Source organism: Corynebacterium sp. HMSC058E07, assembly GCF_001809885.1.
Classification (GTDB): Bacteria; Actinomycetota; Actinomycetes; order Mycobacteriales; family Mycobacteriaceae; genus Corynebacterium; species Corynebacterium macclintockiae.
In genome coordinates, this window is the sequence record NZ_KV799271.1 from 83,088 (window position 1) to 100,442 (window position 17,355).

The 17,355-nt window shown below is 63.1% G+C and carries 14 protein-coding genes; all 14 read right to left on the reverse strand.

Going from position 1 to position 17,355, the window contains the following annotated elements:
• Positions 1-12: 12 nt before the first annotated feature.
• The 14 genes from ileS to mraY all read right to left on the reverse strand — a co-directional run bounded on the left by ileS (position 13) and on the right by mraY (position 17,355).
• Positions 13-3,273 (reverse strand): isoleucine--tRNA ligase, encoded by a 3,261-nt coding sequence (gene ileS / locus HMPREF2678_RS04100; RefSeq protein WP_070551025.1) that lies wholly within the window; start codon positions 3,271-3,273, stop codon positions 13-15.
• A 383-nt stretch (positions 3,274-3,656) separates the two neighbouring features.
• Positions 3,657-3,815 (reverse strand): hypothetical protein, encoded by a 159-nt coding sequence (locus tag HMPREF2678_RS10340; RefSeq protein WP_034970097.1) that lies wholly within the window; start codon positions 3,813-3,815, stop codon positions 3,657-3,659.
• Between the two features lie 60 nt (positions 3,816-3,875).
• Positions 3,876-5,024, reverse strand: a complete 1,149-nt coding sequence (locus HMPREF2678_RS04105) for a DivIVA domain-containing protein (protein ID WP_034970098.1) — start codon at positions 5,022-5,024, stop codon at positions 3,876-3,878.
• A gap of 543 nt (positions 5,025-5,567) precedes the next feature.
• Complete coding sequence (locus HMPREF2678_RS04110) at positions 5,568-5,858, reverse strand: YggT family protein (RefSeq protein WP_034970099.1); 291 nt, start codon at positions 5,856-5,858, stop codon at positions 5,568-5,570.
• 69 nt (positions 5,859-5,927) lie between these two features.
• Complete coding sequence (gene sepF, locus HMPREF2678_RS04115; protein WP_034977338.1) at positions 5,928-6,494, reverse strand: cell division protein SepF; 567 nt, start codon at positions 6,492-6,494, stop codon at positions 5,928-5,930.
• 59 nt (positions 6,495-6,553) lie between these two features.
• Positions 6,554-7,300: a YggS family pyridoxal phosphate-dependent enzyme gene (locus tag HMPREF2678_RS04120; RefSeq protein WP_034977493.1), complete on the reverse strand. Its 747-nt coding sequence runs from the start codon at positions 7,298-7,300 to the stop codon at positions 6,554-6,556.
• Positions 7,297-8,040, reverse strand: a complete 744-nt coding sequence (gene pgeF, locus HMPREF2678_RS04125; RefSeq protein WP_034977335.1) for a peptidoglycan editing factor PgeF — start codon at positions 8,038-8,040, stop codon at positions 7,297-7,299. The genes HMPREF2678_RS04120 and pgeF overlap by 4 nt, the downstream gene beginning before the upstream one ends.
• A gap of 27 nt (positions 8,041-8,067) precedes the next feature.
• Complete coding sequence (gene ftsZ / locus HMPREF2678_RS04130) at positions 8,068-9,387, reverse strand: cell division protein FtsZ (protein WP_070551027.1); 1,320 nt, start codon at positions 9,385-9,387, stop codon at positions 8,068-8,070.
• Positions 9,388-9,545: 158 nt separating this feature from the next.
• Positions 9,546-10,274, reverse strand: a complete 729-nt coding sequence (locus HMPREF2678_RS04135) for a cell division protein FtsQ/DivIB (RefSeq protein WP_035001028.1) — start codon at positions 10,272-10,274, stop codon at positions 9,546-9,548.
• Positions 10,271-11,767 carry a UDP-N-acetylmuramate--L-alanine ligase gene (gene murC / locus HMPREF2678_RS04140; protein WP_070551029.1) on the reverse strand — a complete coding sequence of 499 codons (1,497 nt, stop codon included), beginning with the start codon at positions 11,765-11,767 and terminating at the stop codon, positions 10,271-10,273. Before murC ends, HMPREF2678_RS04135 begins: the two co-directional genes overlap by 4 nt.
• A 110-nt stretch (positions 11,768-11,877) precedes the next feature.
• Positions 11,878-12,993 carry an undecaprenyldiphospho-muramoylpentapeptide beta-N-acetylglucosaminyltransferase gene (gene murG / locus HMPREF2678_RS04145; protein ID WP_034970117.1) on the reverse strand — a complete coding sequence of 372 codons (1,116 nt, stop codon included), beginning with the start codon at positions 12,991-12,993 and terminating at the stop codon, positions 11,878-11,880.
• Positions 12,994-12,996: 3 nt separating this feature from the next.
• Positions 12,997-14,628 carry a putative lipid II flippase FtsW gene (ftsW, locus tag HMPREF2678_RS04150; RefSeq protein WP_083303409.1) on the reverse strand — a complete coding sequence of 544 codons (1,632 nt, stop codon included), beginning with the start codon at positions 14,626-14,628 and terminating at the stop codon, positions 12,997-12,999.
• A 26-nt stretch (positions 14,629-14,654) separates the two neighbouring features.
• Positions 14,655-16,166 carry a UDP-N-acetylmuramoyl-L-alanine--D-glutamate ligase gene (gene murD / locus HMPREF2678_RS04155; protein ID WP_043012228.1) on the reverse strand — a complete coding sequence of 504 codons (1,512 nt, stop codon included), beginning with the start codon at positions 16,164-16,166 and terminating at the stop codon, positions 14,655-14,657.
• Positions 16,167-16,254: 88 nt separating this feature from the next.
• A complete protein-coding gene (gene mraY / locus HMPREF2678_RS04160) occupies positions 16,255-17,355 on the reverse strand; it encodes a phospho-N-acetylmuramoyl-pentapeptide-transferase (RefSeq protein WP_034972088.1) in 1,101 nt (366 codons plus the stop codon).

Consider the following 17,355-nt stretch of genomic DNA (forward strand, 5'->3'; position numbering starts at 1 on the left):
ACCGCCTTTTCTTTAGGACGCCACCGCGATGTCCGCCGAGCAGCCGTCGGCAACGTCGTGGCTGAGCTGCTCGCCGACGACAATCTTCACGTCCGTGGCCAGCACTTCCTTGGCGATCGCATCCGCGTGGGTGCGAGCCCACTCTTCCTTGTCCGCAGGAACGGAAAGGGTCAGGTGGATTCGGTCGGTGACCTGCAGGTCGGCAGCCTTACGGGCCTCCTGCAGGCCGCGGACGCGGTCGGCTGCCCAGCCTTCGGCCTCCAGCTCCGGGGTGGTCTGGGTATCCAGCACCACCAGGCCGTCCTGACCGGAGACCTCGGCGGTGTGGTCCGGGTCGGCGGCAACGAGCTTGCGGGTGAATTCGCCATCCTGCAGCTCGATGCCATCAGCGGTGACCGCACCGGCGCCGTCGACGGTGTAGTTGCCGGACTTCACAGCCTTGATCACGCGCTGGACATCCTTGCCCAGGCGCGGGCCGGCCGCGCGGGCGTTGACGACAACTTCGAAGCGGCCGACCTTGTCCACGTCCGCAGTCAGCTCGACCTCCTTGACGTTCACTTCGTCGGCGATGATCTGGGTGAAGTCCTCCAGGGCGTCGGCATTCGGCAGCGCGACGGTCAGCTTCGGCAGCGGCAGGCGGTTGCGCAGCTTGTGCGCCTTGCGCAGGGAGCTCGTCGCGGAGCTCACGGCGCGCACGGCGTCCATAGCCGCCACCAGTTCGGCATCCGCAGGCAGATCGGCGGCGTTCGGGAAATCCGCCAGGTGTACGGAGCGCTCGCCGGTCAGGCCGCGCCAGATCACCTCTGTGGTCATCGGCAGCAGTGGCGCGGCGGCACGGCTCAGAGTCTCCAGCACGGTGTACAGGGTGTTGAAGGCCTCTGGGTGAACCGTGTCGCCCGCCCAGAAGCGGTCGCGGGAACGGCGCACGTACCAGTTGGTCAGTGCGTCGCAGAACCAGCGGATCTCATCGCACGCGGTGGCGATATCGGTGTTATCCAGTGCATCGGATACCGCCTGCACCGTGCCATGCAACTTCGCCAGGATGTAGCGGTCCAGCACGTTGGTGGACGACGTATCGTACCGCGCGGGCTGGGAGGCATACAGTCGCAGGAAGGAGTACGCATTCCACATCGGCAGCATCGCCTGGCGTACGCCTTCGCGGATGCCCTGCTCGGTGACGATCAGGTTGCCGCCGCGCAAGATCGGCGAGCTCATAAGGAACCACCGCATAGCGTCGGAGCCGTCGCGGTCGAAAACCTCGTTGACGTTCGGGTAGTTGCCCTTGGACTTACTCATCTTCAGCCCGTCGTCGCCCAGCACGATGCCGTGGGCTACGACCTTCTTGAACGCCGGGCGATCGAACAGCGCGGTGGACAAAACGTGCATGGTGTAGAACCAACCGCGAGTCTGGCCGGAGTACTCCACGATGAAGTCCGCCGGAGAGTGGCTATCGAACCACTCCTTGTTCTCGAACGGGTAGTGCTTCTGCGCGAACGGCATAGAGCCGGACTCGAACCAGCAGTCCAGCACCTCCGGCACGCGGCGCATGGTGGACTTGCCCGTCGGGTCATCCGGGTTCGGGCGGGTCAGCTCATCAATGTCCGGGCGGTGCAGCGAGGCCGGCTTGCGGCCGAAGTCGCGCTCCAGTTCCTCCAGGGAGCCGTAGACATCCATGCGCGGGAACTCCTCGGAGTCGGAGACCCACACCGGGATCGGCGCGCCCCAGTAGCGGTTGCGGGAGATATTCCAATCGCGCGCGCCCTCCAGCCACTTGCCGAACTGACCGTCGCGGATATGGGAAGGCGCCCACTCGATCTGCTCGTGGTTCAGCTCCACCATGCGGTCGCGGAACTTCGTCACGGCGACGAACCAAGACGGCAGCGCCATGTAGATCAGCGGCTCGCCGGAGCGCCAGGAGTGCGGGTAGGAGTGCTCGATCGTCTGGTGGCGCAGCACGCGGCCCGCAGCCTTCAAATCCTTGATGATGGCCTTGTTCGCGTCGAAGACCAGCTGACCCTGATACTCGGGCGCCAGGGAGGTGAACTTGCCGTCCATGTCCACCGGAATCTCCAGGTCGATACCCGCAGCCTCGCAGGTAAACATATCGTCCTCACCGAAGGCCGGCGCCTGGTGAACCACGCCCGTACCGTCGGCGGTAGTGACGTAGTCGGCGCACAGCACACGGAAGGCACCCGCCTTAAACTCGCTGCCCGGGTTCCCCTCGCCGCCGTCGACCTTCTCACCCGCGCGCTCGGCGAAGTATCCGAACAGCGGCTCGTAGGTCATGCCCTCCAGCTGCGCACCGGTGAACGTACCCAGCACCTCGGCCTTCTCGCCGAGCTCCTTGGCATACGCACCGCGCAGGTCGTCGGCCAGCACCACGGTCGCACCGTGCATGCCCTCTGCTCCGTCGGCTCCTGCGGCGTCATCCCCAATCCGCACCGCGGCGTAGACAACCTCCGGGTTAACGGCCAGAGCAAGGTTCGCCGGCGTGGTCCACGGGGTGGTCGTCCAGCCAATAAACGCAGCATCGGCCAGCTCCGGGTGCTGCACAAGAGTCTCGACGGAGGCCGTGCCCTCGGTCGCACCGGTGATCGGGAAAGTCACCGTGATGGTTGGATCCTGGCGCATCTTGTATGAATCGTCCAGGCGGGTTTCCTGGTTCGACAGCGGCGTGTGCTCTGCCCAGGAGTACGGCAGCACGCGGAAACCCTGGTAGATCAGGCCCTTGTCGTAGAGGGTCTTGAAGGCCCACATGACGGACTCCATAAATCCCGGATCCATCGTCTTGTAGCCATTGTCGAAGTCCACCCAGCGTGCCTGGCGGGTGACGTATTCTTTCCATTCATCCGTGTAGCGCAGCACGGAGGTCGCGCAGTAGTCGTTGAACGAGCGCATGCCCATCTCTTCGATACCGGCGCGATCCTTGATGCCCAGCTGCTTTTCCGCCTCTAGCTCGGCGGGCAGTCCGTGGCAGTCCCAGCCGAAAACTCGGGCGACCTTCTTGCCCTGCATGGTCTGGTAGCGCGGAACGATGTCCTTGACATAGCCCGTCAGCAGGTGGCCGTAGTGCGGGAGGCCGTTGGCGAACGGCGGGCCGTCGTAAAAGACGTATTCTTCGGCGTTGTCGCGGGCAGCGACCGATTCGTTAAAGGTGCCGTCTTTCGCCCAGTACTTCAGTACGTTTTCTTCGAGAGCGGGGAATGCAGTCGAGCCGCCGTTGGACATATCGACGCGCGGGTAAGCGCCGCCTGCGGGAGTTGCTTCAGCCATGGTGGTTCCTAATTCTGTCGTTCGCTGTTGTCTTTGGTCTTTTTCTTTATGACGCCCACCGGCGTGAACCGGCGAACGTGCCATTAAAACAACAGGGACGCATGGGCATTAAAGCCCAGCGCGGTACCACCCTGATTGACGAGCCCGCTTTAGCCAAAGCTTTGCGCAGGGGGCTCGCCCACTTCTTCACTTACGGCTGTGACGTGCCGCGATTCCGCCCGGGTCTAGTGAGATGCGCTGCGCGCATCCGTTCTTCCGGGAACGCTCCCCGGTGATGGCCGGATCGTTGCGTGGTTGGGGCTATTAAATTGTCAATCGCCTTTAACCCTACACGCTGCGCATATGGGGTGGCGGCGTGGGGTGCTCGTGGGGTACTCAAAGCATTAGCGCTTGCGGTGGCGAACCAGGTCGAAGATGAACAGCGCCACGCCTACTGCTGCCACAGCCACGCAGACCCACGCCCAGGAGGTGGATCCGACGGCCAGGCTGACAACGAGCGCCACAAAACCGACGACCGCCAGGAGGATCGCTGCGAAAAGCATCGTCTGTGTATCCTCCTAGCGGTCGTCGGTGCGGTTAGAGCCGGTGGGCTCTGGAACTGCTTACTTGTTGTCGCCCTCGACCTCGATGGAACCTGCGGGGGCTGCGGTGCCGCGGCTGTTCAGCTCTTCCAGCTGAGACTCCAGGAAGGTCTTCAGGCGGGTGCGGTACTCGCGCTCGTAGGTGCGCAGCTCTTCGATGCGTGCCTCGAGGGTAGCCTGCTGCTTCTTTACCGTGTTCATGATCTCGGTGTGCTTGCGCTCTGCGTCCTCCTGCAGGGCGTTTGCCTTCTCCTGTGCGGAGCGGATCTGCGCCTGGGACTGCGCAGTAGCGTCGGAGATCATGACCTCGGACTTCTGCTTTGCATCTGCCAGCTGTGCGTTGGACTTCTCCTCGGCGTCCGCCAGCATCTTCTCGGAGCGGGTCTTCGCGTCGGACAGCTGAGCCTCGGAACGCTGCTTGGCGTCTGCCAGAGTGTTCTTGGAGCTGTTGTCCGCGTCGTCGATGGTCTTCTTAGCGGTAGCGCGAGCCTCCTCCAGCATGCTGGAGGACTCTGCCTTGGCATCGCCGGTCAGGCGATCTGCCATCTCCTGTGCCAGAGACAGGACGCGAGCGGCCTGCATGTGGGTCTCGGCGGTAGCAACGCCGGACTTGCCGTCGCCGGAAGCGACAGCACCCTGGGATGCGAAACCGGAAGCCTGGGCCGGAGCCTGCATCTTTGCATCCTCGGCAGCCTTCTCTGCCTTCGCAGCGCGCTCCTCGGCAGCCTTCAGCTTGGCCTCGTAGTCCGCCTTGATCTTCTTCTCAATCTCATCAGCGTTGACCTGGGAAGCAGCTGCACCCTGTGGCTGTGCGGTTCCCTGCTGAGCCTGTGCCTCTGCACGGGCATCCTTGCGAGCCTGCTCCAGCTTGGTGGAGTACTCGGACTCGAACTTGCGGCGCAGATCAGCCTCGATCTCGCGACGCAGGGCAGCTTCATCCACCTTGGTGGCGCCTGCGGCACCCGCTACGCCGGCAGCGCCGGCGCCAGCGGAGCCGGACTCCAGCTGGTCTACCTTCAGCTTGAGGTCGGAGTTCTCGTCCTGCAGTTCCGCAAGAGTGTCCTCCACGAGGTCCAGGAACTGGTCGACCTCGTCCTCGTTGTAACCACGCTTGCCGATCGGCGGCTTGCTAAAAGCTACGTTGTGCACATCAGCCGGAGTGAGTGGCATAGGTTGTCCCTTTCCCTTTCGGATTGCCTCAAAGTGCTAGAAGGCGTTCGCAACAGTGATGAACTATTGATGGTTTATGAAACAGATACAAAGCATACCAGCATCTGTTGTATCAGTCTCAACTTTAGCTCTAGATTAACACCTTAACCGCTGCTCAACTTCACTCAACTTGAGTCGACCGTAATCACATCAGCCTCACAGTTATCACCCCACGCACCTCACCCCCTGCTATTACCCCCATATGACACTTTCTAACTCTCTTTAGCAGAGCACGTAACGCTCCACACTCCCCCGCGTTGTAACAAGTGACCGAAAGGGGAAAGCCGCCGCCAGCCAAGACCCACATTCTCGACCAGCAGCGGCTTTCGTCACTACACACGACATCTCCGCAGCCTCACTCACTTACCGCGAAGATGTCTTTAATGATAAAGATATGAACGGACATTCACAAGCTTTTGAGCTATGTCCGTTCTTTGCCTCCCCCATTCACTACCCCCCTACCCTTTTGTTCCCCAAAAGTACCACCCCATAAAAGGTGGCTCACTAGTGAATAAGTGCTGCCAGTACTCTACTGAGAATTTGCAGTCCGAAGAACAGCACCAGCACCGAAACATCCAGTCCCACTCCCCCGAGCTGAATAGGTGGAATCAGCTTCCTTAGCGCCTTGACCGGCGGATCCGTTACGACAAACAGCGGTTCGGCGAGGATGCTGAACCATCGCTGCGGCCGCCAATTGCGGGAAAAGGACTGAATCATTTCGATGATGATGCGCAGAATCAAAATCAGCACATAAAAGCGAATCAGCCACAGCAGAACAATGAGAATTTCGTTCACTTAAGAGGTCTCTCCCCAACAGAGTTCGGATGTCGGTCTAGGGGCGCTTGAAGGGTCTCTCGCAAGGGGCTAGAGCGACTCAGCAATCGCATCCAGCTGATCCTGCGCCAGGGTTACGCCCTTTGGCAGCAGAATGAAGTTACGCACGCCCTTCAGCTTCTTCAGCTGTGCGTCCAGTCCACGGCTCAGACCAGCAGCGAAGTCCAGCACGCGCTTGGCCTCACCCTTTTCCATGCCGCTCAGGGAGAATACGACAACCTCGCGAGCCTTCAGGTTATCTACCAGCTCACTGGCCTGCGTGTAGGAGCTCAGGGTGAAAGACACGAAAGCCGAGGGCGTCTTTTCCTCCGCCGGCGCTTCAGCGTAGGAGTCAGCGGAAGAAGAGTAGCGAGAACCGCGCGACGAGTAACGATCCTCGCGATCAGAGTATTCGGAGCGACGGTAGCGATCCTCACGGTCAGCACCCAGACGATCCCGGTCGGCGCGGGAGCGGTAGGAAGGCTCGTGTGCGTCACGGTCAGCCTCGCGACCGCGTTCCCGGGAGCTGTAGCCGTCGCTGTAGTAATCCGTTTCGTAGGATTCCACGGAATCAAAACCGAAGAAGCGCTTGGTCTTGTCCATAAAGTTGTCTGCCATTGCTCTAAAGGAACCTTCCGTTGCTTAATTAATTAGTGTAGTTCTGTTGGCTATGTGCTTTAAAGTACTGGTCGCGCGCCCATAATATCCGTACCGACACGCACCAGCGTGGAGCCTTCCGCGATGGCAATCTCCAGGTCACCGCTCATTCCAGCGGAGTAAACCGGCGCACCGAGAACCCGGTCAGAGATGCGCTCAACGAGCTGTCGCCCGCGAGCGAACACGGCTGCCGGATCGACCCCTAGTGGCGGCACCGTCATGAGCCCTCGCAGCTCCAAGTTAGCGGCTTCCGCGGCGGCATCGGCCAGCTGGTCGATATCGGCTTCCACCGCCCCGCCACGCTGCGGGTCACCGTCGGCGCTGAACTGCAGCAGCACCGGCAAGGCACTATCCCGGTCGCCGCGTTCAAGCGCCAACCCAGCACCTCTGTCCAGCGCGTTGAGGAGCTTCAGCGAATCCACGGTGTGCACGGCGGCTGCCCACCGCGCCACGGAATTCGCCTTCTTCGTTTGCACTTGCCCCACCATGTGGAACTGCAGTCCTGTCTCCGCCAGTTGCGCGTGTTTGTCGCGCGCTTCTTGTTCGCGGTTCTCGCCGACGGCGGTGACGCCCAGCCGTGTCAAAACCCTAAGGTCCTCGGCAACGTGGAACTTGGTGATCGGCAGCAGGTCTGCTCCCCCAGCTACCGCGATACGCTGACGCACGCGGGCTAGGTTCCGGGCGATCTCCTGGCCACGCAGCCCGAGGTCTGTCGACCCGCCAGGCAGCTCGTCCGGCGCACGGTGCTCGCTCGTCTGCTCAGTCATGGCATCCACACTACGCCAGCCTGGCGACCCGTCGTCCCCTCCCGGCGATAGGAGAAGAAGCGATCGGAGTTCTCCGGCGCAATGGTACAGCGGGGATCCGCGTCGATGCTGCGCACCCCAAGGGAAAGTAGTTGGCGGGTCAGACCAGCACGGATGTCCAACCCTGTGGTGCCCTGAGCGGTGGTGGTAGCCGAGCCGGGGAGTTTAGCCTCCACGTCAGTCGCCATAGCCTGCGGCACCTCGTAGTTCTCGCCGCTGGCGGCGGCGCCGAGCAGTGCGTGAATATTGCTGGGCACTGCCCCCAGCTCCTCCATGCGGGCAACCGTGCGGCGCACAATTCCATTGCGTGCGCCCATGCGGCCAGCGTGTACCGCGGCCACCACGCCCGCATCCTCATCGGACAGCAAAACCGGAACGCAGTCGGCGGTGAGGACGATCAGGGCTGTGCCCCGCATGGTGGTGACGAGGGCGTCAGTAGCCTCAATCACCGCAGATTCGCCAGACGTGAGGTGGTCGGCGGTGACCTCCGTGACGTTCGGCGAGTGGATCTGCTCCATGAACACCAGGCGCTCCACGCCCAACCCCAAAACATCGGCCAGACGCTGGCGGTTATGAGCCACAGCAGCCGGGTCGTCGCCCACATGGTCGCCCAAGTTGAACGACGCATAGGGGCCGGTGGAAGCCCCACCGTTGCGGTCGGTGAATACCTTGCGCACCCGCGGGTGCTGGTCCTGGGTCACGGATAGCTCCTAACTGGCGGAGGGACTTTAATTGAAGTCCGGCAGATCCAGGTCGTCCTCATCCTCCGACAGATCCACACCGGCGTGGGTGGGGTTCTGCGGCTCCTGCGCCGCGGAGGTAAACAGGCCACCGGACTGGGTGGACTGGGTGGACGGAGCCTGCTGCGGGACGGTACCGCGACGCTGCGCGAAGCTGGTCTGCGCACCTGCCTGCGGGGTGGCCGGGTCAATGGTTGCCTGCGGCTCCGGCTGTGCCGGGGAAGCCTGACCAGCCTGCGGAGCCTCCTGGCCGCCGAATAGGTTCGTCGGCTGGGCAGCGCCGGCTGCAGCTCCAGCGGTTGCGTTGGCACCTTCCGGCGCGCGGTGTGCACCGGCGCGCTCGTTGACGGACGAGGCGGACGGGGAATCATCGAAGCCGGTGGCAATGACGGTCACGCGGACTTCGTCGCCCAGCTGATCATCGATGATGGTGCCGAAGATCAGGTTGACGTCTTCGTCGGCCTTCTCCTCCACCAGATCAGCAGCCTGGGAGACCTCCAACAGGCCCAGGTCGGAGCCGCCGGCGAAGGACAGCAGCACGCCCTTCGCGCCTTCCATGGTGCTTTCCAGCAGCGGGGAGTTGATGGCTGCCTGGGTGGCCTTGACGGCGCGCTGGTCGCCGCGGGCGGTGCCGATACCCATCAGGGCGGAGCCCGCGTCGGTCATTACGGAGCGCACGTCGGCGAAGTCCACGTTGATCACACCGGGGGTAGTGATCAGCTTGGTGATGCCCTCCACACCGCTGAGCAGCACGTCGTCGGCCTTGCGGAAAGCCTCCATCATGGACAGCTGCTCTTCGGACATCTTCAGCAGCGAATCGTTGGGGATAACAATCAGCGTGTCGCAAACCTCGCGCAGGGCCTCGATGCCCTCCATGGCCTGCTTGCTACGGCGGCGACCCTCAAAGCCGAAAGGACGGGTAACCACGCCGACGGTCAGAGCATTCTGCTTCTTGGCGATGTTCGCAACGACCGGAGCAGCGCCGGTACCGGTGCCGCCACCCTCGCCAGCGGTGACGAATACCATGTCAGCGCCGGCCAGGATCTCCTCGATCTGATCCTTGTGATCCTCGGCGGACTTGCGCCCCACCTCGGGGTTAGCACCTGCACCCAGGCCACGGGTTTCTTCGCGGCCGATGTCCAGCTTGATGTCCGCATCAGTGAGCATCAGTGCCTGCGCGTCGGTGTTGATCGCGATGAACTCCACGCCCTGCAGCTTCTCGTCGATCATGCGGTTGACGGCGTTCACTCCGCCGCCGCCGACGCCGACCACCTTGATCTCGGCGAGGTGGTTTCCAGGATTCGTCATGTGCGTTTTTCCGCCTTCCTAAAGTTTTCGTGCTTTGAGATTTACCGGTTTGCTGTTGCCGTCCATCTTCCTAGCCGTCAAGCATTTAGCGGCGCACATTTTTGGTGGCGTGTCGTATCCTTAAAGTTCAACTTAAAGCTTAAGCTGGGGTTTCGCCCCTATTTCACGGTGGGCATTGCGGGGTTGGAGACGTTCCAATTCCCCTCGCGCCCCAGCACAATACGGGTCGCTTCCGCCTTCTCGTCGGCCCTCTCGGAAGATCCCCAATACACGGCCTGATTAGGGAAAAACAGCTTGATGCTATCCGCCGATTCGGCCTCGATTCCCTCCAGCTTGCCCCGCAGATCATCGGACAGAGCAGTGATCACCTGCGTCGCCGATTGGATAGCTCGCGCATCATCAGCCTTAGTTTTCTTGAACTCCAAAGCCCCCTCGGGCTTCACACCCGTCAGGAAAATCTGACCATTCTCATCCACCACGTGGGGCGTGTCCCCGTCCATGACATAGCCGATCGCTTTGTGCTCCGTGACGTCGATGGTCACCGTCGTAGGCCAGGAACGCTTCACCGTCACCTTCTCGACCCACGGCACCTTGGATACGCTCTGCGCCGCACCAGCAATGTCCAGTCGCAACATGTTATCGCCCGCGTTGATGGTGCTCGCTGTACGGATGGCCTCCGCATCTGCGTTGGTGGTGCCCTGCACGTCGATCTGCGAAACCCTCAGAATCGGCGCCGCATACACCACCACGCCCAGCAACACGACCAGGGCTACCAGCCCGGCGACCAGCCACTGCAGCCGCTTCCTCCGGGGGTTGCGCCCCTTGTCAGCGCTGCGCTTGTTGGTGGCGCTGCGTTTGTTGGTCTTTATTCTTGACGCCCCGCTCATCCGCGGTCACCACTATCCAGCTGCAACAAGATCTCGTCGGCCAGCATCGTCACGGTACCCGCGCCGATGGTCAGCACCATGTCGCCGGGCTGCGCCAGGTTGGCGACAACCCCGGCCACAGCGGAGAAATCGGGCTCGAATACCCATTCGGTAGCACTGTCGATCTTGTTGCCGATAATGCGGGAATCCACGCCCTCCACGGGCTCTTCGCGGGCCCCGAAGATATCCAGCAGAACCACCTGATCGGCCAACGACAACGCCTCGGCAAACTCGGCCGCAAAGTTGATTGTGCGGGAGTACAGGTGCGGCTGAAATACGGCGACGATGCGCCCGCCTCGGGCCTGCACACGCTGGCGTGCGGCGGACAGCACAGCCGCGACCTCGGTCGGGTGGTGGGCGTAGTCGTCGTAGACCTCGACCTCCCGGCGGGTGCCGTGGTACTCGAAGCGTCGACGTACCCCGTCGAAACCGCCAATTCCCTCGATGACCTTTTCCACGTCCGCGCCCAGCAGCACGCTACCTAGCGCCGCGGCCGTGGCGTTAAGCACCATATGCGTACCCGGGATGGCTACACGCAGGAAGTACGTACCCGCACCCTGTCCCACGGCCTGGTTCACGGCCTCAGTCAGGTGCAGGGTGGAAACGGTGCCCTCGGCGGTGACCTCCGTGCTATCGATGATGGCTGCTGGGGGCACGGAAGAGTGGGCGTCACATCCCTCGGCAGTGCCATAACCAACAACGGTGAACGGCTGGGCCTCGCCGCGCGCCGCGGCGGCCACAAGCCCCTCCGCAAGAGCAGCGGAACCCGGATCGTCCAGGCAGGCCACCAGATAGCCACCGGGAACGATGCAGTGGGCGAAATTCTCGAAGACCTCGCGGTAGGCCGCCTCCGTCTTGAAGTAATCCAGGTGGTCGGGCTCGATGTTCGTGACCACAGCGACCTCGGGCGAGTAGGACAGGAAGGAGCCGTCAGACTCGTCGGCCTCGGCGACGAAGATCTCGCCGGTGCCGTGGTGGGCATTCGTGCCCGCTCGGTTCAGCTGGCCGCCGATCGCGAACGACGGATCCTGGTGCGCAGCCTGCAGCGCCGCGACGGCCATCGAAGTGGTCGAGGTCTTGCCGTGGGTACCGGCCAGCAGGAATGCGCGCCGGTCCTGCATCAACAGCGCCAGAACGTCGGAGCGGCGAATCACTGGAATGCCTGCCTCGCGAGCCGCGACAAGCTCCGGGTTGTCCTGCGGAATCGCAGCGAAGGAGGTCACGACCACCGACGGCAGCTCCCCCGACAGGCGCAGGTTATCCGCGGAGTGCCCCACCTGGATCGCCGCTCCGGCAGTGCGCAACGCCATGATGCTGCGCGATTCCTTCATGTCGGAACCGCTGACCTGGTAGCCGCGGTCCAGCAGAATGCGGGCAATGCCGGACATGCCGGCGCCGCCGATACCCACCATGTGCACGCGGGTGAGGTCCGTGGTCTGGGGCTGCTCGCTCATCGGGGAAGTAGGTGCCTTTCTAGAGGACGGAGGGGGTAGGTGCTAGCACGAGTGCTCGGGCTCGGTATTGGGCTCGGTATTGGGCTCGGTATTGGGCTCGGACAGCTCAGCTATTTGGATTCTGCTGCGGCGATGATCTTGTCGGCGATCTTTTGCGCTGCATCGCGGTGGCCAGCTGCCAGGGTGGCTAGGCTGGCGGCCTGCCAGCGGGTCTCATCGCGCAACAGTGGGATGACTTCCTGCGCCACGCGGTGCTCGGTCAGCTCCGCGTCCTTGATGATCACACCGCCACCAGCGTGAGTAATGGGACGCACGTTGAGTTCCTGCTCACCATTGCCGTGCGGCAGCGGCACGTAGATGCCGGGAAGGCCCACCGCGGAAACCTCGGCGACGGTCATCGCGCCGGATCGGCAGAGGATCGCATCCGCGGCCGCCAGCGCCAGATCCATTCGCTCGATGTACGGAACCGCTACGTACGGGGGTGTGCCTTCCTGCACTTCCTGCGGAAGCTCCACCTGGTTCTTCTTGCCATAGGCGTGCAGTACTCCGATGTTGGCATCCTGCAGTGTCTTGGCTGCATTCACCACGGCCTCGTTGATGCTGCGCGCGCCCTGGGAACCACCGGTGACCAACAGCAGTGGCGCGTCGGGGTCCACACCGAAGAATTCGCGGGCCTCGCTGCGCAGGGCGGCGCGATCCAGGTTCAGTACCGCGTCGCGCACCGGAATTCCGACAACCTCGGCCTCCAGGCCCGAATCTTCAACAGCCGCCAGCCCTGTTCCGCCCAGCTTCACGCCCAGCTTGTTGGCAACGCCCGCCCGGGCGTTGGCCTCGTGGACAAAGAACGGGATCTTCAGGGCGCGTGCGGCCAGGTAGGCCGGGGCGGAAACGTAGCCGCCGAAGCCGATGACCACATCCGCCTCTACCTCACGCAGTACCCGCTTGGTGGCCTTCAGGGCCTTCCCCAGTCGCATCGGCAACGTGATCAGGTCTTTGTTTACCTTGCGCGGAACCGGCACCGGTGGGATCAGCTCCAGATCAAAACCACGTGCTGGGACGAGTGTGCTCTCCAACCCGCGGGTCGTGCCCAGGGCGGTGATGCGCGCGTCTGGGCGCTGCGCACGAACCGCCTCTGCCACGGCCATAGCTGGTTCAATGTGGCCGGCGGTGCCGCCGCCTGCCACGACAACTGATAGCTTCCGGTCGGCTTGTGGCTGCGAGGTCAAGGGCTAGCGCCTCCTGTGTCGATCGTCGATAGTTCTGCGGGTTTTGCGGGCTCGTCTCTGCCCCGCATCGTCCGCCCGCTGACGGCTCCGCGGGATGGGCTTGGGCGTTGCCGTCGGGGGAAGATTCTGCCTTCGTACCCCATCGTAGCCACGCAGGCGCGACTCGCCGCCGACGCGGCGGATAGACTCCTCCACCCGGTCGCGTTCGCGGCGCACGTCTTGGCTGCCCCGGCTACCTCCCGGCTGCGGTCTGGTCACCGGCGTGCCATAGCTATAGGCGGTCTCGCGCCGCTGCGTACGGCGCTGTTCACCAGCCTTGTAGCCCTGTGGTTCCGGCAGCAACAGAATGCGGTCGATCAATGGGCGACCTTCGTGTTGCATCGAGGACACTGTCTCCGGCTCATTGCGCGCACAGTTGCACAACAGCCCCATGGAAAGCAGGGTGATGATTGCCGAGGAACCACCGGCGGAGATGAGGGGCAGCTGAATACCCGTCACCGGCAGCAGGCCCACGACGTAGCCCATGTTGAAGAACGCCTGAACGGAGATACCGATCGTCAGGGTGGCCGCTAGCAGGCGCAGGAATGGATCCGCCTGCGCCATCGCAGTGCGAATGCCGAACCAACCAAGCATGCCGAAAAGGAACACAACAAATACAGCGCCGAACATGCCGAGCTCTTCGCCGACGATGGCGAAGATAAAGTCGTTCTTCGCCTCGGGAAGGTAGAACCACTTCGCGCGGGACTGCCCCAGCCCTGCGCCGAACAGCCCACCATCGGACAGGGAAAGGATGCCCTGGTGCGACTGGTAAGCCGCGCCCTGGGTAGTGGTTTCCCCGAAGTTCAGAGTCAGGGCGTCTTTCCACGTCGTAATTCGGGCACCACGGAAGCTTGCCTGCGTGATCGCAAAAGCACCAAACAGGCCGACCACAGCCAGCAGGGCGAAGAAAACCTTGCGATCCACGCCGGCGAAGAACATCAGCGCGGCGACAACGATGCCGACGGAGAACATCATGCCCAGGTCCTTCTGGGCCATCACGAGGATCAGAATCACGGCGCTGACGGCGATGAATGCGCCGAGCCCGGTGTTGAGCCTCTGCGTGGCTCGCGCGCGGTAGGACACTGTCGCAGCGCCCCACACGGCCAGGGCCATCTTTGCCACCTCGGAAGGCTGCACACCGATCGGGCCGATGCGGATCCACGAGTTCGAGCCAACCTCATCCGCACCGACACCCACGCCGGGGATCAGTACCGCGAGCAGCATTCCCACGGCGATCACCAGCAGCCACGGGGAGTACTTCCTGATCGTCTGTGGTCGCATCCGCAGTGCGAACCACATGACAATCAAGCCGATGAACACCACAACGGCTTGCTTGATGAACTCGCTGAACACGCTCGCGCCGTTGGCGTAGGAGGTCACCATGGACGACGACAGAACCATCACCAGGCCAAGTCCGGTGAGGCACACCGTAACGCCCAGCAGAACCTTGTAGTTCAGCTGTGGGGTGGCCAATTGTGCAGTGAACTTGCGTTGCAGCGAGCCCAATCCCCGCTCGTCCCGCTCCTCGGTCGTCTGGGGCTCCTTTGCCCCGGGAATGCTCTGTCGTCGGTTCGAACTGGATTCCGGTAAAGCCATGATGTTTCCGTTACCCCCTTTCCTCTTTAGGCATCGGATTCGGCTTCAGCATATGCCACCGCATACTGGGCGAATAGGTCGCCACGCTGGCTCATGCCGGTGTACATGTCTAGTGATGCCGCCGCGGGCGCTAGAACCACACTATCGCCCGGTTCTGCCAGCTCATGGGCGGCGCGCGCGACGGCACGCATCGCTTCTTCTGGATCGGTGGCGTCAATAACAGTGACCGGAAGATCGGGCAGCTGGCGCGACACCTCCGCGACGAGCTCCGCCCGATCCACGCCGAGGGCCACCACTGCCTTCAGACCACCGCCGATCGCGCGGATCAGCCCATCGACCGCCGCGCCCTTCAATTGCCCGCCGGCCACCCAGATCACGTTGCGTTGGCCGCGCAGGGCGGCCTCTGCGGCGTGCGGATTCGTTGCCTTGGAGTTGTCGATCCAGGTCACGCCACCGTGGTCCAGCACCACCTGCCCTCGGTGCGCTTGCACTTGGAATCCGGCCAGCGCACTGGCAATCGCTTCGGGAGCCACGCCCAGCGCCCGGGCCATCGCCGCACTCGCTGCGGCATCGGCCAAGCCCGCCGGTCCGGGTGGGCTAATCCCCTGCGCCGGGGCCAGGTCCACAATCTGGTTCGGTTCGCCGTCGCTGCCGTAGATGACCTCGACCAGTCGCCCATCGCGCACGCCGGTGGCGCGCTCAAGGGTCGATGTTGTTTTTTCTAGTGACGCCACCTCCTCCGGATCGTGAATCGTGTAGGCACTGCGCGCTGCCACGTGGCGGGCGCGTGCGGTGGCCAGCACGTCGGCGTCATCCACAGCCAGGACTGGCCACTCGGCGGTCAAGGCCTGCGCCTTGTCGACACAGTAGTTTTCGTAGCTTCCGTGCCAATCCAAGTGATCCTCGGCGAGGTTCAGAATGCAGCCGACAGAGGGTGCAAACATGGGCGCCCAGTGCAGCTGGAAGCTGGAGACCTCCGCGACGAAAATGTCCGCGCGGGGTTCGCCACGGTGCTGTGCCGCCAGGGCTGCCGAGGGGGCGATACCGATGTTCCCGACCGCCAAGGCTGAGCGTCCGTCGGCCACCAGCATGGAGGTCAGCATGGCGGTGGTCGTGGTCTTTCCGTTCGTGCCGGTGATGGCCAACCAGGTACGGGGCTCGCCGAAGGCTCCGGCTTGGTCGGCCAGCCAGGCCGCGGCGATGTCGCCGATCACGGGGATGCCCAGCTCGGCGGCGCGGACCAGCAGCGGTGACTCTGGCTTCCAGCCGGGAGAGGTAATGACCAACTGGGGTGCCAAGTGGCCGAGGCTATCGACGGCCTCAGCGACCCCCAGCAGGCGCAGCTCGGTCTCGCCGCCGTCGGCGATGTGGCTCAGAGCCTGGGTATTGTCGTCGGCCACCACGACCGTGCGGGCGCCCAGGGCGCAGAGCATGGAGATCACGCCCCGGCCGGCCACGCCTGCGCCCGCGACCAGAACTGTCTGGGTACGCATGGTGTGTAGGGCGTCTGTGGGCTGGAGTGCGTGTGTGGCTTCCACGGCTTTAGGTCCTTAGGTAGAGCAATTCGGGTGGTTCAATTGTGTGAGTTCGGGTCTCGTTCATTCGAGGGAAGACCGCCAGCCATCGCTACCAGCTAGCGCTGCTGAGCCATTCGGTATAGAACAGTCCCAGACCGGACATTGCGGCAACGCCGGCGAGCAGCCAGAAGCGAATAACGACAGTCGTTTCCGCCCAGCCCTTGTTCTCGAAGTGGTGGTGGATCGGCGCCATGCGGAACACGCGCTTGCCGGTGGTCTTAAAGGAGACCACCTGGATGACGACGGAAGCTGCCTCGATGACGAAGATGATGCCGATCAGGATCATCAGCAGCTCGGTCTGAGTCGTGATGGACAAGCCCGCCACCAGGCCGCCGAGGGCCAAGGAACCGGTATCGCCCATGAAGATCTTCGCCGGGGCCGCGTTCCACCACAGGAAACCGAGGCAGGCGCCTAGGCCAGCAGACGCCAGCATGGACAGGTCCAGCGGATCGCGGACGGCGTAGCACGCGGCCTCGGCACTGACGGAGCAAGAATTACGGAACTGCCAGAAAGTGATCAGCACGTAGGTACCCATGACCAGGGCGGTCACTCCACCGGCCAGGCCATCCAGGCCGTCGGTCAAGTTCACCGCGTTCGACCATGCGGAAATCACCAGGTAAATAAACACCAGGAAGATGATCGTGCCGATGACAGCCGGCCCGATGGCGATGTCGAAGGTGGCCATGTCGCGGATTGCCGACAGGTGGGTGGAACCCGGAGTAAGGCCACGGGAATTCGGGAACTGCAGGATCAGCAGGCCGAAAATGATTGCGGTGGCCAGCTGGCCGACCAGCTTCGCCTTCGCATTGAGGCCCAAGTTCCGGCCTTTAACCAGCTTGATGTAGTCGTCGGCAAAGCCCAGGCCGCCCAGGGCCAGTGTCAGCCCCAGCACCAGCCAGCCGCTCACGCCCGGCCCTGCGCCGGTGGTCATCAGCCCCACCAACACGGCCACCAGGTAGCCGAAGACAATTCCAGCGAGCACGGCGATGCCACCCATTGTCGGGGTGCCGCGCTTCTTAAAGTGCGACTTCGGTCCTTCCTCCCGAATCTCCTGGCCCAAGCCCTCGGCGGAGAACCAGCGGATCAGTACCGGTGTCAGCCCAATGGACACGACAAAGGCAACCGCACCCGCGATAAAGATTTGCAACAT

Excerpts from the sequence above, each read along its gene's own strand:
- ftsW (WP_083303409.1), bottom strand. The coding sequence starts at position 14,628 with ATGGCTTTACCGGAATCCAGTTCGAACCGACGACAGAGCATTCCCGGG.
- HMPREF2678_RS04135 (WP_035001028.1), bottom strand. The coding sequence starts at position 10,274 with ATGAGCGGGGCGTCAAGAATAAAGACCAACAAACGCAGCGCCACCAAC.
- HMPREF2678_RS04105 (WP_034970098.1), bottom strand. The coding sequence starts at position 5,024 with ATGCCACTCACTCCGGCTGATGTGCACAACGTAGCTTTTAGCAAGCCG.
- sepF (WP_034977338.1), bottom strand. The coding sequence starts at position 6,494 with ATGGCAGACAACTTTATGGACAAGACCAAGCGCTTCTTCGGTTTTGAT.
- ileS (WP_070551025.1), bottom strand. The coding sequence starts at position 3,273 with ATGGCTGAAGCAACTCCCGCAGGCGGCGCTTACCCGCGCGTCGATATG.
- mraY (WP_034972088.1), bottom strand. The coding sequence starts at position 17,355 with ATGTTGCAAATCTTTATCGCGGGTGCGGTTGCCTTTGTCGTGTCCATT.
- HMPREF2678_RS10340 (WP_034970097.1), bottom strand. The coding sequence starts at position 3,815 with ATGCTTTTCGCAGCGATCCTCCTGGCGGTCGTCGGTTTTGTGGCGCTC.
- HMPREF2678_RS04120 (WP_034977493.1), bottom strand. The coding sequence starts at position 7,300 with ATGACTGAGCAGACGAGCGAGCACCGTGCGCCGGACGAGCTGCCTGGC.
- murC (WP_070551029.1), bottom strand. The coding sequence starts at position 11,767 with ATGAGCGAGCAGCCCCAGACCACGGACCTCACCCGCGTGCACATGGTG.
- ftsZ (WP_070551027.1), bottom strand. The coding sequence starts at position 9,387 with ATGACGAATCCTGGAAACCACCTCGCCGAGATCAAGGTGGTCGGCGTC.